The organism is Fredinandcohnia onubensis (assembly GCF_002734285.1).
GTDB classification, from domain to species: domain Bacteria; phylum Bacillota; class Bacilli; order Bacillales; family Bacillaceae_L; genus Ferdinandcohnia; species Ferdinandcohnia onubensis_A.
In genome coordinates this window covers 22,667-48,163 of the sequence record NZ_NSEA01000011.1, presented here as the reverse complement: position 1 = coordinate 48,163, position 25,497 = coordinate 22,667, and the positions used below count along the sequence as shown (strand labels likewise).

At 36.6% G+C, this 25,497-nt stretch carries 25 protein-coding genes; 16 read left to right on the top strand and 9 right to left on the bottom strand.

Annotated elements, in window-relative coordinates:
- Positions 1-136 precede the first annotated feature (136 nt).
- Entirely contained in the window at positions 137-1,435 is a 1,299-nt protein-coding gene (locus CKJ95_RS11625) for a dihydrolipoamide acetyltransferase family protein (protein WP_099353596.1), read from the top strand.
- Positions 1,436-1,441: 6 nt separating this feature from the next.
- Entirely contained in the window at positions 1,442-2,851 is a 1,410-nt protein-coding gene (gene lpdA / locus CKJ95_RS11620) for a dihydrolipoyl dehydrogenase (RefSeq protein ID WP_099353595.1), read from the top strand.
- Positions 2,852-2,893: 42 nt separating this feature from the next.
- On the opposite strand, the gene CKJ95_RS11615 is transcribed toward lpdA, so the two are convergent.
- A complete protein-coding gene (locus tag CKJ95_RS11615) occupies positions 2,894-3,274 on the bottom strand; it encodes a hypothetical protein (RefSeq protein WP_099353594.1) in 381 nt (126 codons plus the stop codon).
- Between the two features lie 554 nt (positions 3,275-3,828).
- Positions 3,829-4,257: a DUF1885 family protein gene (locus CKJ95_RS11605; protein ID WP_099353592.1), complete on the bottom strand. Its 429-nt coding sequence runs from the start codon at positions 4,255-4,257 to the stop codon at positions 3,829-3,831.
- A 280-nt stretch (positions 4,258-4,537) separates the two neighbouring features.
- On the opposite strand from CKJ95_RS11605, the gene CKJ95_RS11600 reads away from it, so the two are divergent.
- The gene (locus CKJ95_RS11600) at positions 4,538-4,654 is read left to right on the top strand and encodes a GapA-binding peptide SR1P (protein ID WP_099353591.1); all 117 of its coding nucleotides are present in this window, start codon (positions 4,538-4,540) and stop codon (positions 4,652-4,654) included.
- A 52-nt stretch (positions 4,655-4,706) separates the two neighbouring features.
- On the opposite strand, the gene CKJ95_RS11595 is transcribed toward CKJ95_RS11600, so the two are convergent.
- Positions 4,707-6,179, bottom strand: a complete 1,473-nt coding sequence (locus CKJ95_RS11595) for an aminotransferase class I/II-fold pyridoxal phosphate-dependent enzyme (RefSeq protein WP_099353590.1) — start codon at positions 6,177-6,179, stop codon at positions 4,707-4,709.
- A gap of 293 nt (positions 6,180-6,472) precedes the next feature.
- Between CKJ95_RS11595 and CKJ95_RS11590 the strand changes: the two genes are divergently transcribed.
- Positions 6,473-7,432, top strand: a complete 960-nt coding sequence (locus CKJ95_RS11590) for an NAD(P)H-dependent flavin oxidoreductase (RefSeq protein WP_099353589.1) — start codon at positions 6,473-6,475, stop codon at positions 7,430-7,432.
- Positions 7,433-7,444: 12 nt separating this feature from the next.
- Positions 7,445-7,708: a UPF0223 family protein gene (locus tag CKJ95_RS11585; RefSeq protein ID WP_099353588.1), complete on the top strand. Its 264-nt coding sequence runs from the start codon at positions 7,445-7,447 to the stop codon at positions 7,706-7,708.
- 77 nt (positions 7,709-7,785) lie between these two features.
- Here CKJ95_RS11585 and CKJ95_RS11580 read toward each other — a convergent pair whose 3' ends face one another.
- Positions 7,786-8,421, bottom strand: a complete 636-nt coding sequence (locus CKJ95_RS11580) for a YktB family protein (protein ID WP_099353587.1) — start codon at positions 8,419-8,421, stop codon at positions 7,786-7,788.
- 213 nt (positions 8,422-8,634) lie between these two features.
- Here CKJ95_RS11580 and CKJ95_RS11575 point away from each other — a divergent pair, with 213 nt between their 5' ends.
- Together CKJ95_RS11575 and CKJ95_RS11570 are read left to right on the top strand one after the other, a co-directional pair.
- Positions 8,635-8,823 (top strand): hypothetical protein, encoded by a 189-nt coding sequence (locus tag CKJ95_RS11575; protein ID WP_099353586.1) that lies wholly within the window; start codon positions 8,635-8,637, stop codon positions 8,821-8,823.
- A gap of 134 nt (positions 8,824-8,957) precedes the next feature.
- Positions 8,958-9,752 (top strand): inositol monophosphatase family protein, encoded by a 795-nt coding sequence (locus CKJ95_RS11570; RefSeq protein WP_099353585.1) that lies wholly within the window; start codon positions 8,958-8,960, stop codon positions 9,750-9,752.
- Positions 9,753-9,783: 31 nt separating this feature from the next.
- On the opposite strand, the gene CKJ95_RS11565 is transcribed toward CKJ95_RS11570, so the two are convergent.
- Positions 9,784-9,969, bottom strand: coding sequence for a YlaF family protein (locus CKJ95_RS11565; RefSeq protein WP_099353584.1), 186 nt, complete (start codon positions 9,967-9,969; stop codon positions 9,784-9,786).
- A gap of 149 nt (positions 9,970-10,118) precedes the next feature.
- Between CKJ95_RS11565 and typA the strand changes: the two genes are divergently transcribed.
- From typA to CKJ95_RS11550, 3 genes are all read left to right on the top strand, one after another.
- The gene (gene typA / locus CKJ95_RS11560; protein WP_099353583.1) at positions 10,119-11,960 is read left to right on the top strand and encodes a translational GTPase TypA; all 1,842 of its coding nucleotides are present in this window, start codon (positions 10,119-10,121) and stop codon (positions 11,958-11,960) included.
- A gap of 247 nt (positions 11,961-12,207) precedes the next feature.
- Positions 12,208-12,513, top strand: a complete 306-nt coding sequence (locus CKJ95_RS11555; protein WP_099353582.1) for a YlaH-like family protein — start codon at positions 12,208-12,210, stop codon at positions 12,511-12,513.
- A gap of 17 nt (positions 12,514-12,530) precedes the next feature.
- Entirely contained in the window at positions 12,531-12,815 is a 285-nt protein-coding gene (locus CKJ95_RS11550) for a hypothetical protein (RefSeq protein ID WP_099353581.1), read from the top strand.
- Between the two features lie 95 nt (positions 12,816-12,910).
- Here the strand turns inward: CKJ95_RS11550 and CKJ95_RS11545 are convergent, their stop codons facing one another.
- Positions 12,911-13,114, bottom strand: a complete 204-nt coding sequence (locus tag CKJ95_RS11545; RefSeq protein ID WP_099353580.1) for a YlaI family protein — start codon at positions 13,112-13,114, stop codon at positions 12,911-12,913.
- Positions 13,115-13,506: 392 nt separating this feature from the next.
- Positions 13,507-14,106 carry a YhcN/YlaJ family sporulation lipoprotein gene (locus CKJ95_RS11540; protein WP_373604850.1) on the bottom strand — a complete coding sequence of 200 codons (600 nt, stop codon included), beginning with the start codon at positions 14,104-14,106 and terminating at the stop codon, positions 13,507-13,509.
- 217 nt (positions 14,107-14,323) lie between these two features.
- Here CKJ95_RS11540 and CKJ95_RS11535 point away from each other — a divergent pair, with 217 nt between their 5' ends.
- On the top strand, positions 14,324-15,652 hold the full coding sequence (locus CKJ95_RS11535) for a PhoH family protein (protein WP_099353579.1): 1,329 nt from the start codon (positions 14,324-14,326) through the stop codon (positions 15,650-15,652).
- A 58-nt stretch (positions 15,653-15,710) separates the two neighbouring features.
- Here the strand turns inward: CKJ95_RS11535 and CKJ95_RS11530 are convergent, their stop codons facing one another.
- Entirely contained in the window at positions 15,711-16,202 is a 492-nt protein-coding gene (locus CKJ95_RS11530) for a hypothetical protein (RefSeq protein WP_099353578.1), read from the bottom strand.
- A 220-nt stretch (positions 16,203-16,422) separates the two neighbouring features.
- On the opposite strand from CKJ95_RS11530, the gene CKJ95_RS11525 reads away from it, so the two are divergent.
- From CKJ95_RS11525 to pyc, 3 genes are all read left to right on the top strand, one after another.
- A complete protein-coding gene (locus CKJ95_RS11525) occupies positions 16,423-16,704 on the top strand; it encodes a YlaN family protein (protein WP_099353577.1) in 282 nt (93 codons plus the stop codon).
- Positions 16,705-16,936: 232 nt separating this feature from the next.
- Complete coding sequence (gene ftsW, locus CKJ95_RS11520; RefSeq protein WP_099353576.1) at positions 16,937-18,154, top strand: putative lipid II flippase FtsW; 1,218 nt, start codon at positions 16,937-16,939, stop codon at positions 18,152-18,154.
- Between the two features lie 54 nt (positions 18,155-18,208).
- Entirely contained in the window at positions 18,209-21,649 is a 3,441-nt protein-coding gene (gene pyc, locus CKJ95_RS11515; protein ID WP_099353575.1) for a pyruvate carboxylase, read from the top strand.
- Between the two features lie 80 nt (positions 21,650-21,729).
- On the opposite strand, the gene CKJ95_RS11510 is transcribed toward pyc, so the two are convergent.
- Positions 21,730-22,707 (bottom strand): COX15/CtaA family protein, encoded by a 978-nt coding sequence (locus tag CKJ95_RS11510; RefSeq protein ID WP_099353574.1) that lies wholly within the window; start codon positions 22,705-22,707, stop codon positions 21,730-21,732.
- A 697-nt stretch (positions 22,708-23,404) separates the two neighbouring features.
- Between CKJ95_RS11510 and cyoE the strand changes: the two genes are divergently transcribed.
- Both cyoE and coxB read left to right on the top strand, forming a co-directional pair.
- Complete coding sequence (gene cyoE, locus CKJ95_RS11505) at positions 23,405-24,304, top strand: heme o synthase (RefSeq protein WP_306475363.1); 900 nt, start codon at positions 23,405-23,407, stop codon at positions 24,302-24,304.
- Positions 24,305-24,412: 108 nt separating this feature from the next.
- Positions 24,413-25,489: a cytochrome c oxidase subunit II gene (gene coxB, locus CKJ95_RS11500; protein ID WP_099353572.1), complete on the top strand. Its 1,077-nt coding sequence runs from the start codon at positions 24,413-24,415 to the stop codon at positions 25,487-25,489.
- The last annotated feature ends 8 nt before the right edge of the window (positions 25,490-25,497 follow it).

The following is a 25,497-nucleotide window of genomic DNA, read 5'->3' as shown; positions in this document are numbered from 1 at the left end:
ATCAAGGATTAACTATCCTTATCGGAATAAATAAGCCTGCGGCGTATGAGAGTTCAACTAGATAAAAATTTCAACAATGTAGACATGCGCCAAGGCATCTTTGAAAAGAAACTAACAATTTTAGGAGGCGAAAACCGTGGCATTTGAATTTAAGTTGCCAGATATCGGTGAAGGTATCCATGAAGGTGAAATCGTAAAATGGTTTGTAAAACCAGGCGATGAAGTAAATGAGGACGATGTTCTATGTGAGGTCCAAAATGATAAAGCAGTAGTAGAAATCCCTTCTCCAGTTAAAGGGAAAGTACTTGAAGTACTTGTAGAAGAAGGAACTGTTGCAATTGTAGGTGATACGCTGATTAAGTTTGATGCTCCTGGATATGAGGACCTTAAATTTAAAGGCGATGAATCTGACGAAGCTCCTAAACAAGAACAAGCTCAGGAAGAACAACCAGCTTCGGCTGCTCAAGAAGCAACAGCACCTGCTGCAGACGTTGATGAAAATCGTCGTATCATTGCTATGCCTTCTGTTCGAAAATATGCACGAGAAAAAGGAATTGACATCAAAAAGGTTGCAGGAAGTGGCGAAAATGGTAGAATAATGAAGTCGGATATTGATGCGTTCACTTCTGGCGGTGCACCTGTTGCTACAGAAACACCTGCAGCTGAAGCTCCAAAAGCAGCAGCGGCAGAAGCAGCGACAGCTCCTGCAAAACAACCAATTCCTGCGGGCGAATACCCTGAAACTCGTGAAAAGATGAGTGGAATTCGTAAAGCAATCGCTAAAGCAATGGTTAACTCAAAACACACAGCTCCACATGTTACATTAATGGACGAAGTAGATGTTACAGAGTTGGTTGCACACCGTAAGAAATTTAAGGCTGTTGCAGCTGAAAAAGGTATTAAATTAACATACCTACCATATATCGTGAAAGCTTTAACTGCAGCATTACGTGATTTCCCTGCGTTAAATACATCACTTGATGATGCAACTAGCGAAATCATTCATAAGCACTACTTCAATATTGGTATTGCTGCTGATACAGAAAAAGGTCTTCTTGTTCCTGTTGTTAAAGATGCGGATCGTAAGTCAATTTTCTCTATCTCTAATGAAATCAATGAATTAGCTGGCAAAGCTCGTGATGGCAAGTTAGCTCCTAATGAAATGAAAGGTGCTTCATGTACCATCAGTAACATTGGTTCAGCAGGTGGACAATGGTTCACTCCTGTTATTAACCACCCAGAAGTTGCTATCTTAGGAGTAGGACGAATTGCAGAGAAGCCTGTTGTTAAAAATGGTGAAATTGTTGTAGCTCCAGTCCTTGCTTTATCATTAAGCTTTGACCACCGTATGATTGATGGTGCTACTGCACAGAACGCACTCAACCAAATCAAACGTTTGTTAAATGATCCACAATTATTATTAATGGAGGCGTAATACAACATGGTAGTAGGAGATTTCCCAATTGAAACAGACACAATAGTTATTGGTGCTGGACCTGGTGGATATGTTGCAGCGATTCGTGCTGCACAACTAGGACAAAAAGTTACGATTGTAGAGAAAGACACTGTTGGTGGTGTTTGTCTTAACGTTGGATGTATCCCATCTAAGGCGCTAATCTCCGCTGGACACCGTTATGAAACAGCTAAGAATTCTGAATCAATGGGAATCAAAGCTGAAAATGTAACACTTGATTTTTCAAAAGTTCAAGCTTTTAAAGATAGTGTTGTCAAGAAATTAACTGGTGGAGTTGCAGGACTATTAAAAGGTAATAAGGTTGAAGTTGTAAAAGGGGAAGCATATTTCGTAGATGCAAACTCTTTACGTGTTATGAGTGATAACGCTGCACAAACTTACAATTTCAAAAATGCAATTATTGCTACAGGTTCTCGTCCAATCGAAATTCCATCATTTAAATATTCAAAACGTGTTCTTGATTCAACTGGCGCACTTGGACTAAAGGAAGTACCAGAAAAAATCGTCGTAATCGGCGGTGGTGTAATTGGTATTGAGCTTGGTGGTGCTTATGCAAACTTTGGATCACAAGTAACAATTCTAGAGGGAGCAGATGACATCCTTCTTGGTTTTGAAAAACAAATGACTTCTATTGTTAAAAAGAACCTTAAGAAAAAAGGTGCTGAAATTATTACTAAGGCTCTTGCTAAAGGTGTAGAAGAGACTGAAAATGGTGTAACAGTAAAGTATGAAGCAAAAGGCGAAGAACATTCAATTGACGCAGACTATGTATTCGTAATGGTAGGTCGTCGTGCTAATACCGATGAGCTTGGTTTAGAGCTTGCTGGTGTTAAAATGAATGAAAGAGGCGTAATTGAGATCGATAAACAATGCCGTACAAGTGTAAGTAACATCTACGCAATCGGTGATATTGTTCCTGGACCTCAATTAGCACATAAAGCTTCATACGAAGGTAAAATTGCAGCAGAAGCAATTGCTGGTGAGCCATCAGAAATCGACTACTTAGGTATTCCTGCTGTTGTATTCTCTGAACCTGAACTAGCGACAGTTGGATACAATGAACAACAAGCAAAAGACGAAGGAATTGAAGTTGTAGCAGCTAAATTCCCATATGCTGCAAATGGTCGTGCGCTTGCACTTGAGGCAACTGACGGTTTTGTAAAGTTAATTACTCGTAAAGAGGATGGACTACTAATCGGTGCTCAGGTAGCTGGTGAAAGTGCATCAGATATTATTTCTGAATTAGGCCTTGCTATTGAAGCTGGTATGACAGCTGAAGATATCGCAATGACAATTCATGCTCACCCAACTCTAGGTGAAATTACAATGGAAGCAGCAGAAGTTGCTTTAGGATCTCCAATTCACATTGTGAAATAATAAATGTAAAAAATCGCTCCGAATTCGGGGCGATTTTTTTACTTATTTTTTTGAACTAGTTGAAGTCGACAAGACGTTTTCAATGGGAATGATAATTTCTTCCTTGTCAACATTCCCTTCAATTTTTTCAAGGACTTTATTTTGTTCAATAATTAATAAAGAAGGATATTCTTCAATCTTATACTTCGTATACAATCTATTATCTTCAGAAGAAACAACCTTCATATTTGCGATTTCAGTTGGGAATTTATTTCTAAGCTCCAGTAAGGCATCATAATAATTACTTTCATTGTGAAGATTATCTTCATCGGAAAAAAAGATGATTTGTTTTTCATCTATTTCTGGCAATGTAGGCTGCGTTTGGTATGAAGAACATGAGGAAAGGAAAATAAAAGAAAGTATGATTAGGGTAAATGCTTTCATTTTGTTAATCACTCTTCCATAAAATAGTCAAAAGTATAGGTCTTTACATCTAAATTTGTATAATACAAAACACCTATTTTTCAATTTAAATTCATTTTATCATGTATTCATAAAATTCTTTCCAATGTCATCGATTTGTTACATAAATGAAAAATACTACCATATTTCTGTGCATATTAATTAATATAGTAAAAAGAAATTCATAGAGACAAGCATGCGTACATGGTCTTAGTTCCTTTATTGCTGATAAAAGGGGAGTTTCTTCATGAAGGTATATGTAATTGGATTGATCCAGGTATTAATATGGAGTACATTTTCTTTGGTTACATGGTTATCACGTTCCGATAGTCTTTTTGCGAAGGGTATTTTATTAGTGATCTTTTGTTATCTTGCTTTTTTAATCGCTACCAAAATTGGACTAACACGAAAGAGTTCCTTCTTGATTACGGCTATTTCGTTTTTCTGTTTTTTCTCATTTGAAAAGGTTTTTTGGGCATTTACATAGAAATAGACCACATCTTAATGATATGGTCTTTTCTTCCTTCCTTAGATGGTTATTTTCGTTTGTAAAAATACATAATTCTTCCGTTAAATAGATGTAATTCTCCTTCAAGTTTTTTGGCTAAAAACTTGCAGAACTCATTAGCTTTTCCTTTGTCGCCAGTGGTTGACACTTGAGGAAGGGTGACTTGGATATAGGATTGCTCAATTTGTTCACCATCTTCACCTTCAAGCTCCTCTTGGCCAACGCCCACTACGATTGCATTATATTTTTGATGATCGGATTTTAAATAAAACCAATTATGTTCTTGGTTTATCTCTTTTATGTCGTATGGAAAGGCAGCGTTGTCGTAATCCCAATCCAGCTGCTGTCCCGTTTTGCTTGTAATTTCCTTGTAATAGCTAAAGAGATCTTTTACATCATCTAGTGATACACTTTGTGTGTTTGATGCTGGAACAAGCTTTATGAATGCGTTTTCCAAACTTTTCACTCCTACTCCAGATTGATTAATTATGTATGTTTTTATCTCTAAGTTACTATTATTCTAGCATTTAATGGGTAATAGTTACAACTTTCTGTTATATGACGTGAATATGCATCGTAATTCAACAAGTATGATAAAAAACATCTAAAAATAATTTAAAATGATATACAATTAACTATTGACGAACCAATTGTGTCATACTATTATATAAATAACATAACATAAAACGTTTTCAAAGGAAGTTTAAGAATCTACTTTTCGAAAGGGGCTTTGAATAATGGGTACAATCATCTGTCAAACTTGTAGTAAAACAATTGAACATTTTGAGTATGAGAAGGTTACAACACTTTATTCAACTTGCGACCACTGCGATTGCAATCACGAAGATAAATAACTTAATAAAAAATAAAAGCATGCAATAAAATTTGCATGCTTCTTTTTCGTCTTTATTTAATGGCTTTGTGTTCTTTTATAACTCGCAAGTGTTTTAAATCATAATCCTCGGGTCCTTGGACGGGGAGACCTGCTTCAATATTGGTTTGAATATACGTTAAGTTCTCCTCGGTTATAATTTCTCCAGGGATGAAAATTGGAATACCTGGTGGATACACCATGATAAATTCAGCAATTACTCTGCCAGCGGATTCTTCAAATGGAACAACTTCAGTTTCAGAATAAAATGCATCACGAGGCGATAAAGCAAGTACTGGGATATCTGGAAGTAAAACTTCTGGTACAATTCTAGATTCTGAAAGATGTGAGACTTCATCAGATAAATTCGCAAGTGCAGCAATTAGTAAATCAGCTTCTTTCTTCGTATCACCAGGTGTTACGATACAAAGAATGTTGTATAGGTCGGACATTTCCACTTCAATATTGTATTTTTCACGAAGCCAAACTTCTGCATCCGAACCTGTAATACCAAGGTCTTTTACAGAAATTATTAATTTTGTTGGATCAAAGTCAAATGTAGCTTTAGAGCCTAAAATTTCGCGTCCGATACATTTAAGTTTTTCTATTTCATTGATCTTTTCCCTCATATAGTTGGCTAATTGAATCGTTTTTTCAATCAGGTCATATCCTTCTGTCACTAATCTTCTTCTCGCAACATCCAAAGATGCTAATAATAAATAAGATGTAGATGTTGTTGTTAGCATACTTAAGATCGTTTGAACCCTGTTAGCTGACACTAAGCCTTCTCTAACATTTAAAATAGAGCTTTGTGTCATTGAGCCTCCTAGCTTATGGACGCTTGTTGCAGCCATATCTGCACCTGCCTGCATGGCAGATAGCGGTAGCCCATCATGAAAGTGAATATGAACGCCATGTGCTTCGTCAACGAGTACCGGTACTTCATAAGAATGAGCAATTTCTACAATCTTCTTTAGGTCAGCAGCAACACCGAAGTAGGTTGGATTAATCACTAGTAATCCTTTTGCATCTGGATGCTGTTCAAGCGCTTTGTTAACAGAGTCTGTAGTGATTCCATGAGAAATTCCCAAAGTATTATCAATCTCAGGATGAATGAAGATTGGCACTGCTCCTGAGAATACAATGGCTGACATAACAGACTTGTGGACATTTCTAGGTACGATGATTTTATCTCCAGGGCCACATACAGCCATGACCATTGTCATAATTGCCCCACTTGTACCTTGAACGGAAAAGAAAGTGTGATCTGCACCAAAGGCTTTAGCTGCAAGGTCTTGAGCTTGCTTAATTATGCCTTTAGGTTGGTGGAGATCATCTAAGGGTCCGATATTAATGAGGTCAATTGAAAGGGCATTGTCCCCGATAAAGTTACGAAATTCTGGATCAATCCCGGCGCCTTTTTTATGTCCAGGTATATGGAATTGAGTTGGGTTCTTTTTTGAGTGTTCAATAAGACCAGTAAATAATGGTGTTTCATTTTGTGACAATTGATAACCACACCTCTTTATTTATATTTCAGAATAAAAATTGAGTGTTTTATTCTACTTTTTTCTACATAAAACAAATGAATTATAGCATTTCTCTTACCGTTTGCATATAAAAATATTTCTTACTTTTAAATTGTCACAACAAGTAATTATTAAACATTTTTTGAACTGTTAAACTTTGCTTTATAACTTTTACAAAATGAGTTGTAGCTCACGCTTTAACTTGGACTAAAGGAAAAAAGAGGAGTTTTGAGTACCGACATCGAAAAGGATTAATGAAAGGTGGGAGTATAATGAATTGGGAAACAAAGGTTTCAACTTTATTGGGAATTAAGTATCCAATCATTCAAGGAGGACTTGCGTATTTAGCCTATTCGGAACTTGCAGCAGCTGTATCAAATGCAGGTGGCCTTGGTCAAATAACTGCTATGTCACTTGACACACCAGAAGATCTTCGTACTGAAATTAAAAAAGTAAAAGAACTAACAAACAAACCATTTGGGGTTAACTATGCGATTGGACAGCATGGAAGACCGTTCTCGGACATGCTTGATGTAGCAATTGAGGAAGAAGTTCCTGTCATCACAATGACTGGCGGAAATCCTGCTCCAATTTTTGAACAATTAAAGGGTGTTAATATGAAGAAGCTTGTTCTGGTTGCTGCCAGAAGACAAGCAGAAAAAGCAGAGGAGTTAGGAGCAGACGCTGTTATGGTAGTTGGTCAAGAGGGTGGTGGTCATCTTGGTAGACAGGATATTGGAACAATGGTTCTTATTCCACAAGTTGTAGATGCAGTTTCCATTCCAGTTATCGCTTCTGGTGGAATCGGTGATGGCCGAGGTTTGATGGCTGCGTTAAGCTTGGGAGCAGAAGGTATTGAAATGGGTACACGCTTTATTGCGACGAAAGAATGTGTTCATGCCCATCAAGGATATAAAGATGCATTGATTAAAGGAACAGAAAATGATACAGTCGTAATTAAACGATCACTAGGTGCACCAGGGCGTGTCATTTCAAATGAATGGTCATCAAAAATCCTAGAGCTTGAAGCTGCAAACAGTGGATATGAAGGATTAAAGGAATACATAAGTGGTCAAGCTAATATGAGCTATATCTATGATGGTAAACTAGATGGAGGATTTGCATGGGCTGGTCAAGTAATGGGCCTCATCAAGGATGAACCAACAGTTGCTGAGTTGTTTGAGCGAATGATTACTGAAGCCGAGCAAATTAGGTCAAAGTGGAATAAATAGAGGTGAAGTCGTTTGGATTATCAATACCCGATTTCATATGACTGGAGCACAGACGAGGTAGTCGATGTGATTGCCTTTTTTGAATGTGTTGAAAGGGCATATGAGAAGGGAATAGCAAGGGAAAAAATGATGCAGGCTTATAAACGCTTTAAAGAAATTGTTCCTAGCAAGGCAGAAGAAAAACAAGTTTGTGGAGAATTTGAAGAAACAAGCGGGTATTCTGCATACCGTGTTATCCAAAAAGCAAAAAAAGATATGGAAATAATCAAAATGTAAACAAAAAGGATGTCTTTTACAATAAGACATCCTTTTTGGTATGCAGGCTTGTCGAAAAATGAATTCCTTTTCGAAACTTACTTTGAACTTTCTTGCGCTAACTGGTATAATGGAAGTAACTTTCTGAAAGTTCCATCAATTACTCGTACTAACTCTTCAGCGTTCATTTCAACCACTTTATCTCGAGGGATGTTAATTCCACATAGGATTTCGGCCTTTTTAACAGTTTGTAGTCGTGTGAACATTGATTCAAGATCTTGTTCACTTAACTCCTGATGAATAAGAGTTTCTGGTTTTGTATGATCGACTGACCATACAAAATGATTTGGGACACTTTCTCTAATTTTTTTTGAGTGCTCCATTAATACATGACCAAATTCAGCCTTGATAGGTGCCTCGTAAATTACAGCGAACCAAACAAATAGATGTGTATTCCATAATCCGATTTGAAAATGAGGCAGCATTTTATACCCACGCTTATTATTTGCAAAAGCTACCCAAGTATCTTTAGGTGGATTAATCGTCCTTCTTGCATGTTTTGCAACATGAGCAAACATTTCATCTCCTGAAAGACTCGAGAGTGTAGGGGCAAAATGATCCCCTAATTCCTCTAATTTTGGTCGAACATGTTTAATCAGTGCATCCATGCGGTCTTCAAGTCCATTTATTGTAAACACATTAAAGTCTTCTTTTGTAAACCCTGTAAAAGCCATTGAATTTTTCCTCCTAATGATATTCCTTCTTGTATTTTAGCAAAAACAATTAGAAAGCTAAACTAGCATGCTCGAAATTAAAACCTAAAGCTTATCTAGGTATACGCACATATTTGTTACAATGCTCTAGTTTTTTCATAAGATAGAAGTAACTAGCAGTATTAGTCAATGAGGGAAAGTGGAAGATCGACATAGTGGAAAGGGGTGCGGAAATTGAAACAAGTGATTAATGACTTAAAGCGAAAAGACGGAGAAAAACGCTTGGCTGTGTTACGTTTAGAAGTAGATTATGAATTGGCAACCCTTTATGATGCGATGATTGAAAAAGATGAAGAGAAAAAAGCAGAATGTAAAAAGAAATTACAAAAATTAAGCCAAGAAATGATTAAAATTGAAGTATAAAAGAGGAGCGAAAGCGAACCTGAGTTGGTTCGCTTTCCTTATTGCTTGCATGTCCATAAATAAGTAAAGTATGCTTTTAAAGAAAGATACATAGCACATACTATCCTTTGAGATGAAAAAAGTGAGGTACTGATATGGTAAATTGGGACGAAATCGATAAATTTGCAAAACATTGGATAAAAGAGGCGGGAGAACGGATTCGGGATTCTTTTAAAACAAAGCTTGTAGTTGAATCAAAATCAAACCCAGATGACCTCGTGACTAACATGGATAAGGAAACGGAACAATTTTTTATTGGAAAGATTCATGAGACGTTTCCGTCTCACAAAATTCTTGGGGAGGAAGGCTTTGGAGATAAGCTCCAATCCTTAGATGGTATCACTTGGATTATTGATCCGATTGACGGGACAATGAATTTTATTCATCAACAACGTAATTTTGCCATTTCGGTTGCCGTATATGAAGATGGAGTGGGGCAAATTGGCCTTATTTACGATGTTGTTCATGATGAGCTATATCATGCACGTAAAGGTCAAGGGGCGTATTTTAACTCCACAAAAATTGAACCGTTAGGGGAAGTCCCTTTGGAAAAAGCAATTGTTGCCATAAATGCTACATGGGTAACCGAAAATAAACGAATTGATCCTAAAATCTTGATACCGATTGTCAATGCTGTTCGTGGCACTCGTTCTTATGGATCAGCAGCACTAGAGTTGGCTTATGTTGTGACTGGCAGAATTGATGTCTACATTACAATGCGTTTATCACCTTGGGATTTTGCAGCTGGGGTTGTTCTTTTAAATGAAGTAGGTGGGGTCGTAACAACACTCGATGGAGAGCCATTAAACTTCTTAAAGGAAAACAGTGTATTTGTTGCAAGACCGAATTTACATAAAGAGATCTTTACACAATTCTTAAAAAGGAAATAAAATCATAAATAAAGCGTGAGGAAAGCAGAATTTAGATTCTGCCATTCTCACGCATTTTTTTCTTTGTGGTAAATCCTAAACCTGTCACAATAATTACAGCGATAATAGACAGAATAATACCTAACAGACTTCTTTCAGCAATTGATACTCCAATTAACATAATGCATACTGCAGTTGCAATGGCGAACAAGAGCATTGGCAAATTTACGTTTTTCATAGTATGGGCCCCTTTCCATAATTTATTTTACAGATAAATGTGTATTATTTCTACTGTTTGGTATATAATGTTTTAGTTCCAGTCCTTTTCGAAAGTAAAAAAATGTAAAATTAATTTATCCTTAAATTGATACTAGGAGATGTATAATAGTGACAATACGAAATGATTTACGAAATATAGCAATTATCGCTCACGTAGACCATGGTAAAACAACACTGGTTGATACAATGCTTCACCAATCAGGAACATTCCGTACAAATGAGCATGTAGAAGAACGTGCCATGGATTCAAATGACATAGAACGTGAACGTGGTATCACCATTCTCGCCAAAAATACGGCAATTAATTATAAAGACACGCGAATCAATATCATGGATACACCAGGACATGCTGACTTCGGTGGAGAAGTTGAGCGTATTATGAAAATGGTAGACGGGGTATTATTAGTTGTTGATGCTTATGAAGGCTGTATGCCACAAACTCGTTTTGTATTGAAAAAAGCATTGGAACAAAATCTTACTCCAATTGTTGTTGTCAATAAAATTGACCGTGACTTTGCTCGTCCAGAAGAAGTTGTTGACGAAGTAATTGACTTATTTATCGAACTTGATGCTTCTGAGGAACAATTAGAGTTCCCAGTTGTATATGCTTCAGCTATCAATGGAACTGCAAGTACAGATCCACATCAACAAGATGAAAATATGGAAGCATTATTCAACTGTATCATCGAAAACATCCCTGCTCCAGTTGATAATAGTGAAGAACCACTTCAATTCCAAGTAGCATTGCTTGATTATAATGACTATGTAGGAAGAATTGGAATTGGCCGTGTATTCAGAGGAACCATGCACGTTGGACAGCAAGTTGCCTTAATGAAATTAGATGGAAGTGTTAAACAATTCCGTGTGACAAAGATATTTGGTTTCTCAGGCTTGAAACGTGTTGAAATCCAGGAAGCAAAAGCGGGAGATCTCGTTGCGGTTTCTGGTATGGAAGATATAAATGTTGGTGAAACCGTATGTCCAATTGAACACCAAGATGCTCTACCAGTCCTTCATATTGACGAACCAACTCTACAAATGACGTTTCTAGTTAACAATAGTCCTTTTGCTGGACGTGAAGGGAAATTTATAACTTCTCGTAAAATTGAAGAGCGCTTGCGTGCACAGCTTCAAACAGATGTAAGCTTACGAGTTGAGAACACTGATTCACCAGATGCATGGATTGTTTCTGGTCGTGGCGAGCTGCATTTATCAATTTTAATTGAAAATATGCGCCGTGAAGGATATGAGCTTCAGGTTTCGAAGCCAGAAGTTATTGTAAGAGAAATTGATGGCGTACGTTGTGAGCCAGTTGAGCGTGTGCAAATCGATGTTCCTGAAGAGCATACTGGTTCCATTATGGAGTCGATTGGAGCTCGTAAAGGTGAAATGTTAGACATGATCAACAATGGTAATGGTCAAGTACGACTCATCTTTATGGTGCCTGCACGTGGTCTTATTGGATATACAACGGAATTCTTAACTCTAACAAGAGGGTTTGGTATTTTGAATCATACCTTTGATAGCTACAAACCAATGGCAACAGGTAATGTTGGTGGACGTAGACAAGGGGTTCTTGTTTCAATGGAATCAGGAAAAGCTTCTCAATACGGTATTATGGGTGTTGAAGACCGTGGAACTATCTTCGTTGAACCAGGTACAGAAGTTTATGAAGGTATGATTGTTGGTGAACACACTCGTGAAAATGACCTAACCGTTAATATCGTGAAGATGAAACAAATGACAAACATGCGTTCAGCGAACAAAGACCAAACAACAACAATGAAAAAGCCTCGCATCATGTCATTAGAAGAATCACTTGAATACCTAAACGATGATGAGTACTGTGAGGTTACACCAGAATCCATCCGTTTACGTAAGAAAGTTCTTGATAAGAATGAACGTGAAAAAGCAGCAAAACGAAAAAAACTTGCTGAAGTGAATCAATAATGTTGTGAACCTTGTCCCTTTCTGATACTTTAACTTTATACAGCAAAAATCTCTGCTTCTCTAAGTGGGGACCTGTAAAAAAATACAATTCATTCAGGGGTTCATAACCCAGCTGTATAAAGTTAAGCCTTCGGCCGATGCCACAGATTTTTTAAAGGAAGTTTTTCGAGCAAGCTCGAAAAAAATCTGGGCGCAAATACGCCAAGGCGCATTTGATAATAGGAAAGTGTGAGAAGGAGGGGTATGAATGGATGTATACGAACATATGTGGCCAGTTGCAAAAACAATCTATAGTTCGACAACGCCAAGTGTCGGTTCAAATATGTTATACATTGTGATCTTACTTTTGACAATTATTGTCTTCAAGTTAGGTTTTGCAAAGAAGTTGCCATTGTTAAAAAATATTGTGATTTATTTATTTCTTGCCTTAGGGTGTACAATTTTAACGTTTTTAGGTGCATTCCTACCAATAGCAGAAGGATTGGCGATTGCCGCTCTTATTTTAATCATTTATAAAATTCGACTTCACCAATCAAAAAAAAGTGAAGCGTAAAATAGGGAGGCAATTTAATGAAATCCTTGCAAGATGCAATCTATAATTGGTTAACGATTAAAGTTGTGGCTGAAGCAAGACCTGATGATAAAGCCGCAAAGGAAACGTACGATCTTTTTGAGGATATTTTAGTGAATGAGTTTAAACTAAAGGATATCGAAATTGAAAAAGATGATGTTATGTACTTTGTGAAGTATACAATTGATGGGGAAGCAAAAAGTGCAAGGTTTCCGATTGAATTAATCGATATCATGCACGACCAAATTCAGCAACATCCTGATAGATATCAGAACTACGAATAAAACAAAAAAGCCGAGCGGGTAAGCTTGGCTTTTTTGTTTATATTTAGCTCCAGACGAAAGTTGCCCGTTGGATAGGTGCAATCCTGAATTACGAATTACCACCAATCATCGTCTGTTTTCTTTTTACGGTATAGCTTGAATTTGTTTGTTGCGATACGTTCTTTCGTTCTTGTTTCGATGCGCTCATGGCATTCTTGGCACATATATGTATGGATTGGTCGGTTTCTCAAACGTTTAGCTTGGCTTGATTCATCCTCGATGTCCTCAATCTTATCACAAATTACACATTTTACTTTCATGTTTATGAACCCCTCTAGTATTATCAAGTATCTTTTTTCCCATTATACAACAACCCACACTTTTCTGACAAAGTTTGTCTTTTTTAGGAAGTTTTTTATTTTAGTCAGTTGTAACAGGGTCGAGGGGAAACCAACGTTGAAAGATGGATTTCGATAGGGTGGATGAAGTCATGAACGGAGCACAGTCAGGATCGTAAAGTCCTTCATAGAGTGGATGAAGTCCCACACGAAGCACAGACACGGTGATAAAGTCCTTCATAAACTCAATTAATGCTAAAACCGCTGGACTAGTTCAATCTAAAAGCCCCTCATCATCAAAACTTAGGAACTAATAACCAAAAACCCAAAATAAAATCAGCACGAGAAACCATGTTCTCGTGCTGCAATATCTTTTATTTATTACCCATTTTATTATTAGACTGATCTTGCTGTTCTTTATCAAATTTCTGTTGTTCTTCTTGTTTAAGCTGGTTGTCATTTGTTTTCGTTGGTTCTGTATTGTTATTATCAATTAAATCGCTTGGAATATCAGGGACTAATCTGCCGACAATCTGCGCCAATTCATCCAAAATACCTGTAACAGGGCGTCCATCTTCAATTTGCTTTCTCATTTGTTTTAAACGCTCAAATGTATCAGCATCAGCAACAACAATTGCATTTGCTCCGTGAGGGTCATGCTGCAGGCTTTCAGCAACCGAGTACTTAATTGTTTGTACTCTTGACCGTTCTAATTTTGCATTCACATCAATACCAACGATTGCATACTTCCCAAGAACAACGGCGGTTGCGTCATTTACATTTGGGACACTACTAGCAAGTTCGACAAGATGACTCGCAATTTCTTGTCCTGTTTTTCTGTCAACATGGTTATCTACAGAATTTTGAACTTTTACACGAGTATCGTTCTCATTTTCTCCAGCATTATTTGTTGTACCGCAACCAGAAATAATAAAAATTATAGTTAAGAACAGAAGGATATTAATATATCTCACCGTTTTGCCTCCTATCGCTCAATGTGTTTTCTTTTTTTATTGTTCAATTATTCTTCTATCTTTATGCATTCAGACATATATTTTTATCAAAGGTCGTCCTTATACGAACAAAAAGAGGATTGACTAATATAATAAAATAAAAAATTCTCACTCGAATGGATAACCTGTTTCACTCCTAAAACAAAAAATGAAACCGACTTGAGTAGGAGGCGTGATTTTGGGGAAAATTTATGTATTAGACACGAATGTATTACTGCAAGATCCCAGAGCAATATATTCATTTAAAGATAATGAGGTTGTTATACCAGCGGTTGTGTTAGAAGAGGTAGACTCAAAAAAACGTTATATGGATGAAATAGGTAGAAATGCAAGGCAAGTTTCAAAACTCATTGATAACTTGCGAAAAACAGGGAAGCTCCACGAAAAAATACAGCTTGAAACTGGTGGGAGCTTAAGGATTGAATTAAATCACAGATCCTTTCATGAATTACAAGATATCTTTGTTGAAAAAACAAATGATAATCGCATCTTGGCTGTTGCCAAAAATCTCTCATTAGAAGAACAAGAAAAAGAAAATGGGAAACAGGTCATTTTAGTTAGTAAAGATGCACTGGTTCGTGTGAAGGCAGATGCATTAGGATTACAATCTGAAGATTTTCTGAATGACCGTGTCGTTGAGGTTGATCATATATACTCGGGGTTCCTCGAGATTTATATAAATCGAAACCTACTTGACCTTTTTTATGAAAAAGGGGAGCTTCACGTTACAGAGTTAGTTAACCACCCGTTTTATCCAAATCAATTTATCTTATTAAAAGACGCACTTGGAGGTTCTTCATCCGCTATTGGAATAGTCGATAAGACTGGCAAGGTAGTTAGAAAACTTAATTTTAAACAGGATCATATATGGGGCATTAAACCTAGGAATGTACAGCAAACAATGGCGTTTGAGCTGTTATTAAGAGATGATATTCCATTGGTGACTTTAATAGGCAAGGCCGGTACAGGAAAAACCTTGTTGGCACTTGCGGCTGGTTTGATGCAGACCGAGGATATGGGCAAGTATAAAAAGCTTTTAGTCGCCCGCCCAATCGTCCCTGTTGGTAAAGATATCGGTTTCTTACCAGGAGAAAAGCAGGAAAAGCTTCGGCCGTGGATGCAGCCAATCTACGATAATCTTGAATATTTATTTAATACGAAAAAGCCTGGTGAACTTGATGCCATTTTAGCTGGAATGGGTTCGATAGAGGTGGAGGCTTTGACTTATATTCGAGGAAGAAGTATCCCTGAGCAGTTTATTATTATTGATGAGGCTCAAAATTTAACCAAGCACGAGGTAAAAACGATCCTCACTAGAGTAGGGGAAAAGAGTAAAATCGTGTTTATGGGTGATACTGAACAAATTGACCATCCATATCTGGATGAATACAATAATGGGTTAACATATGTGGTAGAGAAGTTTAAGGACCAAAAAATAGGCGGGCATATTCGATTAGTAAAGGGAGAAAGATCTGGCCTTGCCCAATTAGCTGCAGATATTCTTTAAATAATGAAGCCTGTCATGTTTCCTCGATAAAAAGGGTTAGTGACAGGCTCTATTCTCATTATTCAATGATAAAACGAGTTATATGTTTTATTGGATTCTCACGGTTTGAGCCATCTCCAAAATAAAAATGGACAGGACCATCTTCACGTAAAGGTTTACCTACATTTGAAAATCCAAGGATAGCATCATATGCTTCACTTAGTGGAACCGTTGTTTCTTGTTCTTTTTGTACGATTTTTAGAGTTGTAGCATCTTCTAGTGGTTCTGCATTTTTAATAAAATCACCAAATGGAATGCCGTATGTACCAGTTAATATTTTTTCTTTTAAAAACTTTTTTTCTGTTTTAAGAGTAGGAGGGTAGATCGCACCTTCGCGTATTTCTCTATCCCAATGCTTTGAAACTGACTTTGTGTATTCGCTTAAATCTTCTTCCACTTTTTGATTTGAATCGAAATATGTAAGTAAATCTACTCTACGATCATCAAAAATCCACACACTAGGGTCAAGTGTAATTTTATACTTAGTCTTTCCTTCAATCATAATAATCATCGATAAATCATTCCTTTCATACACATTATAGAGGTTTTGAAACGTAATAGGAAGTATCAGCACTTTTATTATTGGAGTGAAACCGATAAATAACTAATTGTTAATTAGTTCCTTTTTAAAGAATACTAGTCTTTTCTATTTATTCTTGCAATTTTATTGTATACAGGTTAATATTTATAGATAGGATTAGGTATCGCTTCGCAAACGGAGGGGTTATGAATTGACTTCAGAGATTTCGGTGAATCATCGTGATAAAGCACTGTCTTTACTTCAAGCAGATGCTGAAAAAATATTAAAACTTATCAAAGTCCAAATGGATAATTTAACAATGCCTCAATGCCCATTATATGAAGAAGTACTGGATACGCAAATGTTCGGATTATCCAGAGAAATTGACTTTGCAGTAAGATTGGGTTTAATAGAGAGCAATGAAGGTAAAGAGCTCATCTCAAAACTTGAGCGTGAATTATCCGTTCTACATGAAGCTTCCACCCGAAAGTAGGAAACTAATAGATAAATTAACTCAAATTATCATGACTTTAGGATAATTTGAGTTTTTTTATAATTTGGGTTTACAGCTTACCAAATTTACAGTATTTTTTTATAAAAGGATTTGACTGAAATATAGGTTAATAGGTTATAAGATTAAAAGAAAATACAGGTTTTTTGCATTATATATTGCAAAAATATAGTACAATAAATAATTATACCTTGTATTTAGAGGAAGATGCCCAATGCTCAAGAAAATTTTAAAATCATATGATTATACTTTAGTCCTTGCTGTTTTTCTTTTATGTTCTTTTGGACTAGTCATGGTCTATAGTGCAAGCATGGTCATTGCCTCAGCCCCAAAGTTTGGAGAAAACCCATCATTCTTTTTTGATAGACAAAGGATGGCCTTACTAGTAGGTGCAGTTGCATTTTTCGTAACCATGATTTTACCTTATAAACTATATGCTACAAAAAAAATTCTTCTTTTAATTGTCCTAGGTTCAGTTGCGATGCTTTTATTAGTATTCGTCGTTGGACATACTGCCAATAATGCACAAAGCTGGATCATGGTCGGTGCAAGGGGAATTCAGCCCTCCGAGTTTACAAAGCTAAGTGTTATTATTTATCTTGCGGCAGTCTATTCTAAAAAACAATCCTATATCGATCAATTTGATAAGGCTGTCATGCCACCTATCATATTCACCCTATTTATTTGTATTACAGTTGCCATTCAGCCCGACTACGGTACAGCATTTATTATTGGTTTAATTGCCTTAACTGTTATCGTATGTTCAGGGATGGGCATTAAAAGCTTAGGGAAATTAATGTTGCTAGGTCTCATAACCGCTGTACTTTTATCACCGGTTATTTTCTTTCTATCAGATGAGATTTTTTCCCAAGAGAGAATTGGTCGATTTGTAGGATTTTTAGACCCTTTTGGGGAAGCGGAAGATGATGGACATCAATTAGTTAACTCTTACATTGCTTTAGGAGCTGGTGGTTGGAAAGGCCTTGGCCTTGGACAAAGCATTCAAAAGTTTAATTACCTTCCTGAAGCCCATACCGATTTCATTATGGCAGTTATTGCAGAAGAATTAGGTTTATTTGGAGTCTTATTTGTATTATTATTGTTAGCATATATTGTTTTTCGAGGATTCCAAATTGCTAGAAAATGTACTGACCCATTTGGTAGTTTACTAGCAGTAGGTATATCATCCATGGTTGCCATTCAAACCTTTATCAATTTAGGTGGTTTGACGGGACTTATTCCAATCACGGGAGTTACATTGCCATTTATTAGTTATGGAGGATCATCATTATTGTTATTACTGGCATCTATGGGGATTCTAATCAATGTTTCGATGTTTACAAACTATCATTCTATGTATAGTACAAAAGAAAAGAAGCCACAAGATCAACCAGCTCGTACTTATCAAAAAAACTATGTCTCTTATAGATAACTATTATCTATATGTTGATGATAAATTAACGTTCATATTTAAAGGAGGATTTATATGGAGAAACGCATCAAGAAGGTACTAGTTGCCAATCGGGGAGAAATCGCAATACGTGTATTCAGAGCTTGTACGGAGTTGCATATTCGTACAGTTGCAATATATTCGAAGGAAGATGCAGGCTCATATCATCGTTATAAAGCTGATGAGGCTTATTTAGTTGGTGAAGGAAAAAAACCAATTGATGCATATTTGGATATTGAAGGGATTATTGAAATCGCAAAAGAAAATGACGTAGATGCGATTCATCCAGGTTATGGATTCTTATCTGAAAATATCGATTTTGCGAGAAGATGTGAAGAAGAGGATATTATTTTCATAGGACCAAAATCCTCTCATTTAGATATGTTTGGAGACAAGGTAAAAGCTAGACATCAAGCGGAAAAAGCGGAGATCCCAGTTATTCCTGGTAGTGATGGCCCTTTGAAAAATTTAGAAGAGGCAGTACGATTTGGAGAAGACCACGGTTATCCAGTCATTATCAAGGCATCTCTTGGTGGTGGCGGACGTGGAATGCGAATTGTCCGTAGTAAGGCTGGATTAAAAGAGTCATACGAACGTGCTAAATCAGAAGCTAAGGCTGCATTTGGTAATGATGAAGTATATATTGAAAAGCTCATTGAAAATCCAAAGCACATTGAAGTGCAAATTATTGGTGACAGTCAAGGTAATATTGTTCATTTATATGAACGTGATTGCTCTGTTCAACGACGCCACCAAAAAGTTGTTGAAGTAGCGCCAAGTGTATCATTATCAGAGAAATTGCGCCAGGACATTTGTGAGGCTGCTGTTAAATTAATGAATAATGTTCAGTATTTGAATGCTGGAACTGTTGAATTCCTCGTAGCGAATGATGAGTTCTACTTTATTGAAGTAAACCCACGCGTACAGGTTGAACATACAATTACAGAAATGATTACAGGAATTGATATTGTACAAACACAAATCCAAGTTGCTGAAGGTCATTCAATACATAGTAATGAGATTGGCATTCCAGCACAAGAAGATATCAAAACCCATGGGTATGCAATTCAATCCCGTGTTACAACAGAAGATCCATTAAATAACTTTATGCCTGACACAGGGAAAATTAGTGCTTATCGAAGTGGTGGCGGATTTGGTGTTCGTCTTGATGCAGGAAATGGATTCCAAGGTGCAGTTATCACACCATATTATGATTCATTATTAGTTAAGTTATCTACTCAAGCCTTAACATTTGAACAAGCTGCATCCAAAATGGTCAGAAACTTGAAGGAATTCAGAATCCGTGGAATTAAAACCAATATCCCGTTTTTAGAAAATGTTGTTAAACATGAAAAATTCCTATCAGGAGAATATGATACATCCTTTATCGATTCTTCACCTGAGCTATTTATTTTTCCTAAACCAAAGGACCGTGGAACAAAAATGCTTTCCTATATCGGGAATGTAACTGTCAATGGTTTCCCTGGTGTCGAAAAGAAAAGAAAGCCAGTGTTTGATAAGCCGTTTTTACCAAAAGTAAAACATACTGAACCAGTACCTTCAGGAACCAAACAAATTCTAGATCAACAGGGTCCAGAGGGTGTAGTGAATTGGGTAAAAGAACAAAAACAAGTTCTCTTTACTGATACAACTTTCCGTGATGCTCACCAATCACTACTTGCAACTAGATTTAGGACAAATGATATCAAACATATTGCAGACCCAACTGCAAGATTATTACCAGAATTATTCTCACTTGAGATGTGGGGTGGGGCAACATTTGATGTGGCATATCGTTTCTTAAATGAAGAACCGTGGGACCGTCTAGCAACATTACGAAAACAAGCACCAAATATTTTATTCCAAATGTTGCTTCGTGCATCAAATGCGGTTGGTTACAAAAACTATCCAGATAATCTAATTCGTGAATTCGTAAAAGAATCAGCTGAATCAGGAATCGATGTATTCCGTATATTTGACAGCTTGAACTGGGTTAAAGGTATGACACTTGCTATCGATTCTGTTCGTAACAATGGAAAAATTGCAGAAGCTGCGATTTGTTACACAGGTGACATAACAGATCCAACACGTTCAAAATATGACCTACAATATTACAAAGACTTAGCAAAGGAGCTTGAGCAATCAGGTGCTCATATGCTAGGTATTAAGGATATGGCAGGCTTACTTAAGCCTCAAGCGGCTTATACTTTAATCTCTGCATTGAAGGAAACAGTTTCAATTCCTATTCATTTACACACACATGATACTAGTGGTAATGGATTAATTACGTATGCAAAAGCTATAGAAGCTGGTGTTGATATTGTTGACGTTGCAGTGAGTTCAATGGCCGGCCTTACGTCTCAACCGAGTGCAAACTCATTATTATATGCATTAGAAGGTACAGAAAGAAAACCTGAACTTTCTGTAACAGCATATGAAGAGATTGCTCGTTATTGGGAAGGTGTTCGTAAATACTATCACGATTTTGAAAGTGGGATGACTTCGCCACATACTGAAATCTATCAGCATGAAATGCCAGGTGGACAGTATAGTAACCTTCAACAACAAGCTAAGGGAGTTGGCCTCGGTACAAGATGGGAAGAGGTTAAAGAAATGTATCGTCGTGTAAATGATATGTTTGGAGATATTGTTAAAGTAACTCCTTCTTCAAAAGTAGTTGGAGATATGGCGCTCTACATGGTTCAAAACAATCTCACTGAAGATGATATTTATGAAAGAGGAGAAACACTAGATTTCCCTGATTCAGTAGTTGAACTCTTTGAAGGATTTTTAGGTCAACCACATGGTGGGTTCCCTAAGGAACTTCAACGAATTATCCTTAAAGGACGCGAACCAATTACTGTTCGCCCTGGAGAGTTACTAGAGTCTGTTAATTTTAGCGAGATAAAAGATACATTAACACATAGCTTACACCGCGATGTATCGAATAAAGAAATGATCTCTTACGCTTTATATCCAAAGGTATTCATGGATTATCAAAAAATGTTTGACCAATTTGGCGATATTTCAATGTTAGATACACCTACTTTCTTCTATGGAATGAGACTAGGAGAAGAAATTGAAGTAGAAATTGAACAAGGAAAAACATTAATTGTTAAACTTGTTTCAGTAGGTCAAGCTCAACCAGATGGTACAAGGGTTATCTATTTTGAATTGAATGGTCAGCCTCGTGAGGTAATCGTTAAAGATACGAATATTAAATCAACAGTTGTTGCTAAACTAAAAGCTGATCGCGATAACGAAAACCATATTGGCGCAACGATGCCAGGTACTGTGATAAAAGTACTAGTAGAAAAAGGTGACAAGGTGAATAAAGGGGACCATCTCATGATTACAGAAGCCATGAAGATGGAAACTACTGTTCAAGCACCTTTCACTGGAATAGTGAAGGATATTCACGTTGCAAACAGTGAAGCTATTCAAACAGGTGATCTCTTACTTGAACTTACAAAATAATCACAGAAAGCCCCAAAGTATATACTTTGGGGCTTTGTTATACAAAAAAATCCGAGGAGAGCATCCTCGGATTTTTTGACTTATTGAACTGTAATTGTTTGATTTGAATTTATAGATTCTTCATTCGCTTTTTCAGCCTCTGTTCGTAATGCCATCTCATTTTTCTTGCTTCTTGAAGATAATAGAATAAAGTAACTAAATACTCCAAATAAACAAGCAATAAATAAAGCGTGTGCTAGAGAAATAAATAAATTTAGTCTGGAAAAAATAATGACGGCCCCTGAAGCAACTTGAATCGACACTAAACCAAGAGCGATCATCCAGCCACGATAGAGAACTTTTTCGTGCTTATAGTGCTTGTAAATGCGAATGAAAAGGGTTAATACCCAAATAAATAATACACCAGCTAATGCTCGGTGCCCCATTTGAACCCATTCATGGATTTGAGTGGGGAGGCCAATATTGTTGTAAGTACACACAGGCCAATCAGGACAAGCAAGTGAAGCGCCAATATGTCTCACGAGTGCACCAGTATATACAACAACTAAACTATAAATAGTGATGGCGTAAAATTGAGTTCGTAGTTTGTTGTCGATCACAAGTGAGTCGGCATCAAACTTTTTATCAATTTCGAAAATAAGCAACGTCAACAATAGTACGGATGCAAAGGAAATGAGCGAAATACCGAAATGAAGGGCTAGTACTATATCAGATTGTCCCCACATAACTGCTGCAGCACCAATCAGTCCTTGTAAAACTAAGAAAAAGAAGGATATAAATGCTAAAAATTTCGTTTCTCTGATGTGACCGATTGCTTTCCAAGCCCAAATAGATAAAGCTAATACTAATATCCCCACAACTCCAGAAACAACTCTATGGCTTAGTTCAATGACTAATTCAAACGTTATTTCTTCAGGGATTAACTGTCCATGACATAAAGGCCATGAATCTCCACAACCAGCTCCTGATTCTGTTTTTGTTACAAGCGCACCACCGATTAACACAAATAGCATACCGATCGTTGTTAAAACAGATAACCATTTTAATGAACGGCTCAAAAAATCACCTTCTTACTTTTATAAAACTATAGCATTTTCTAGTATTCAACTTTACTTTGCAGTTATCCCTAAATTCTACCTTTATTTTTACGATATATATCATAACTAAAGAATAGTTAATTTTCAAAGGAACACTCTTATCGATATTACACAATTTACGATTTGTTTACAACCCACTCTAAATTGAAAAAAATTTATTATTGTAGTAAAAAAGGTTGAAAAATATGAAGGAGTTTGCTAGAAATAGATAGGGGAATTGTTTTAAATTTCGACAAGTACCTATAAACAAGGGATTAACACTATTAATATAGTGATAATAGTGTTTAAATAGCGGTTTTGCGGTCATTTAAAGGTCACAAAAAAGTCATAAATTATTAACGAAATGTTCACAAAAAAACTTAAAAATGTGATTTAATATACAGAAAGGGTATTTTTTAATATAATTTATAATATCTACAACATAATAAACTAGATAACATAAAACTTGTACTTTTTATACATACCTCACATCTCGAAAACGCTTTATTTTTATAATTGCGTTTTTTAAGATTGAAGATAGTGCAGAATGATGGTATCACATTAATTGAAAAAATGAGGCTGATGAGATTGCTGTATGCAATGTTTGAAAGTATCGTTAATAAAATAAGGAGGCTTCATGATGACGACGACAAGATCTGTACTTAGTGCAGATGAAAAAATACAGAATGAAAAAAATCGTGATCAGGAATATAGAACCACTGCCTATAAGGATTTCCTAGCAATCATAAAAATTGGGATTGTAAATTCCAACCTAATCACCGCCTTTACGGGTGTATGGCTTGCCTTGTTCTTTACTGGTCAAAGCTTTTTGCAGGAGATTTATATCGTTATATATACGCTAGTTGGTTCTGCATTAGTTATTGCTGGTTCCTGTGCGGTGAATAATTACTATGATCGAGATATTGACCATGTGATGGAACGTACAAAAGTACGTCCAACTGTAACCGGTAGAATTAATCCTAAACATGTTTTAGTATTGGGATTAATACTCATACTAATAGGAACTGGATTTCTACTTCTTACTACAGTTACTGCTGCAGTGATTGGATTAATTGGAGTTTTCTCTTATATCGTTTTATATACAATGTGGTCAAAACGCAGATATACAATTAATACCGTAATCGGAAGTATATCTGGAGCTGTACCTCCTCTTATTGGGTGGGCAGCGATTGATCCAGACTTACACGTACTTGCGTGGCTCTTGTTTTTTATTATGTTTATCTGGCAACCGCCTCATTTTTTAGCACTTGCGATGAGACGAGTTGAAGAATACCGTGCGGCAGGAGTTCCTATGTTGCCGGTTGTACACGGGTTTGCAATGACAAAGAGACAAATCATGATTTGGGTTCTTTGCTTGCTTCCACTCCCTTTTTATATGTTTTCTTTAGGCGGCATATTTGTAATAATTGCAACCGTCTTAAATATCGGTTGGTTAGTCCTTGGTATCAGTGGTTTTAAAAAGAAAGATGATATCAAATGGGCAAAACAGATGTTTGTTTACTCGCTTAACTACTTAACGATTATGTTTGTAACAATGATAATCGTTACATTAGTGTAAGTGGGTTTCAAAATATAAATAATTCTTCTATATCAAGTAGAAGGATTTAATATCTTTATCAATAAAGATAGTAGCAAAATATTATTGAAAGAGGGGTTTGATTAAGCTATGAAAAAATGGCTACCAAAATTGCGCTTGTTCACACTGTTTAGTTTCATGGCGCTGCTGTTAGCAGGGTGTGGGGAACCATTCGTTTCTGCACTTACCCCAGCAGGGGAAGTTGCAAAAATGCAGTTAGATTTAATGATCCTGGCCACATCGATCATGGTAATCGTTATTGCAATCGTTACAATTATCTTCGTTATCGCTTTAGTGAAATTCAGACGTAAAAAAGGTGACGAAAACAAGATTCCTAAGCAAGTCGAAGGAAATCACACTTTAGAGATCATTTGGACTGTTATTCCGATTCTTTTACTTTTAGTGTTAGCAGTTCCAACAGTATCTGCTACTTTTGAATTAGCTGACGTAAAAGCAATGGAAGAAGGAACAAGAGATGAGGACGCAGTAGTAGTTAAAGTTACTGCAAATCTATATTGGTGGGAATTTGAATACCCTGACCATGGTATTGTAACTGCTCAAGAGTTAATTGTTCCTACTGATGAAAGAGTATATTTCGAACTTATAGCATCTGATGTTAAGCACTCATTCTGGATTCCAGCCGCAGGTGGGAAATTAGACACTAATACAGATAACGTAAACAAATTCTGGTTAGAGTTTGACTCTAAAAGTACAGAAGATGCTGGCGGCTTATTATATGGTAAGTGTGCTGAACTTTGTGGTCCTTCACATGCTTTAATGGATTTCAAAGTAAAACCAGTTCCACGTGCTGAATATGATCAGTGGGTTGACAAAATGGTTGCTGCTAAGGACGTAGAACACGTACCTGCAAATGATGTTGCAAAAGCTGGGGAAGAATTATTTACTGCAAACGGCTGTATCGCATGTCACGCAATCAACCCAGGTGAAAAGCGTCCGACTGCACCAAGCTTAGCTAACTTTGGTGATCGTTCTAGCATTGCTGGTAAATTAGAATACAACGAAGAAAACTTGAAAGATTGGTTGAAGGATCCTGAATCAATTAAACCAGGTAACAGTATGACAGGAACTTATGATCATGCAGGTTTATCTGAACAAGATTTAGATGCTTTAGCTGAATATCTAATGGGCCTTAGTGTCGAAGATTAATGTACGAA

Bases quoted from the DNA above. Each gene is read 5' to 3' on its own strand.
- lpdA (WP_099353595.1), top strand. From the start codon at position 1,442: ATGGTAGTAGGAGATTTCCCAATTGAAACAGACACAATAGTTATTGGT.
- CKJ95_RS11615 (WP_099353594.1), bottom strand. From the start codon at position 3,274: ATGAAAGCATTTACCCTAATCATACTTTCTTTTATTTTCCTTTCCTCA.
- CKJ95_RS11600 (WP_099353591.1), top strand. From the start codon at position 4,538: ATGGGTACAATCATCTGTCAAACTTGTAGTAAAACAATTGAACATTTT.
- CKJ95_RS11590 (WP_099353589.1), top strand. From the start codon at position 6,473: ATGAATTGGGAAACAAAGGTTTCAACTTTATTGGGAATTAAGTATCCA.
- CKJ95_RS11580 (WP_099353587.1), bottom strand. From the start codon at position 8,421: ATGGCTTTTACAGGGTTTACAAAAGAAGACTTTAATGTGTTTACAATA.
- CKJ95_RS11570 (WP_099353585.1), top strand. From the start codon at position 8,958: ATGGTAAATTGGGACGAAATCGATAAATTTGCAAAACATTGGATAAAA.
- CKJ95_RS11565 (WP_099353584.1), bottom strand. From the start codon at position 9,969: ATGAAAAACGTAAATTTGCCAATGCTCTTGTTCGCCATTGCAACTGCA.
- CKJ95_RS11555 (WP_099353582.1), top strand. From the start codon at position 12,208: ATGGATGTATACGAACATATGTGGCCAGTTGCAAAAACAATCTATAGT.
- CKJ95_RS11550 (WP_099353581.1), top strand. From the start codon at position 12,531: ATGAAATCCTTGCAAGATGCAATCTATAATTGGTTAACGATTAAAGTT.
- CKJ95_RS11545 (WP_099353580.1), bottom strand. From the start codon at position 13,114: ATGAAAGTAAAATGTGTAATTTGTGATAAGATTGAGGACATCGAGGAT.
- CKJ95_RS11530 (WP_099353578.1), bottom strand. From the start codon at position 16,202: ATGATTATTATGATTGAAGGAAAGACTAAGTATAAAATTACACTTGAC.
- ftsW (WP_099353576.1), top strand. From the start codon at position 16,937: ATGCTCAAGAAAATTTTAAAATCATATGATTATACTTTAGTCCTTGCT.
- pyc (WP_099353575.1), top strand. From the start codon at position 18,209: ATGGAGAAACGCATCAAGAAGGTACTAGTTGCCAATCGGGGAGAAATC.
- coxB (WP_099353572.1), top strand. From the start codon at position 24,413: ATGAAAAAATGGCTACCAAAATTGCGCTTGTTCACACTGTTTAGTTTC.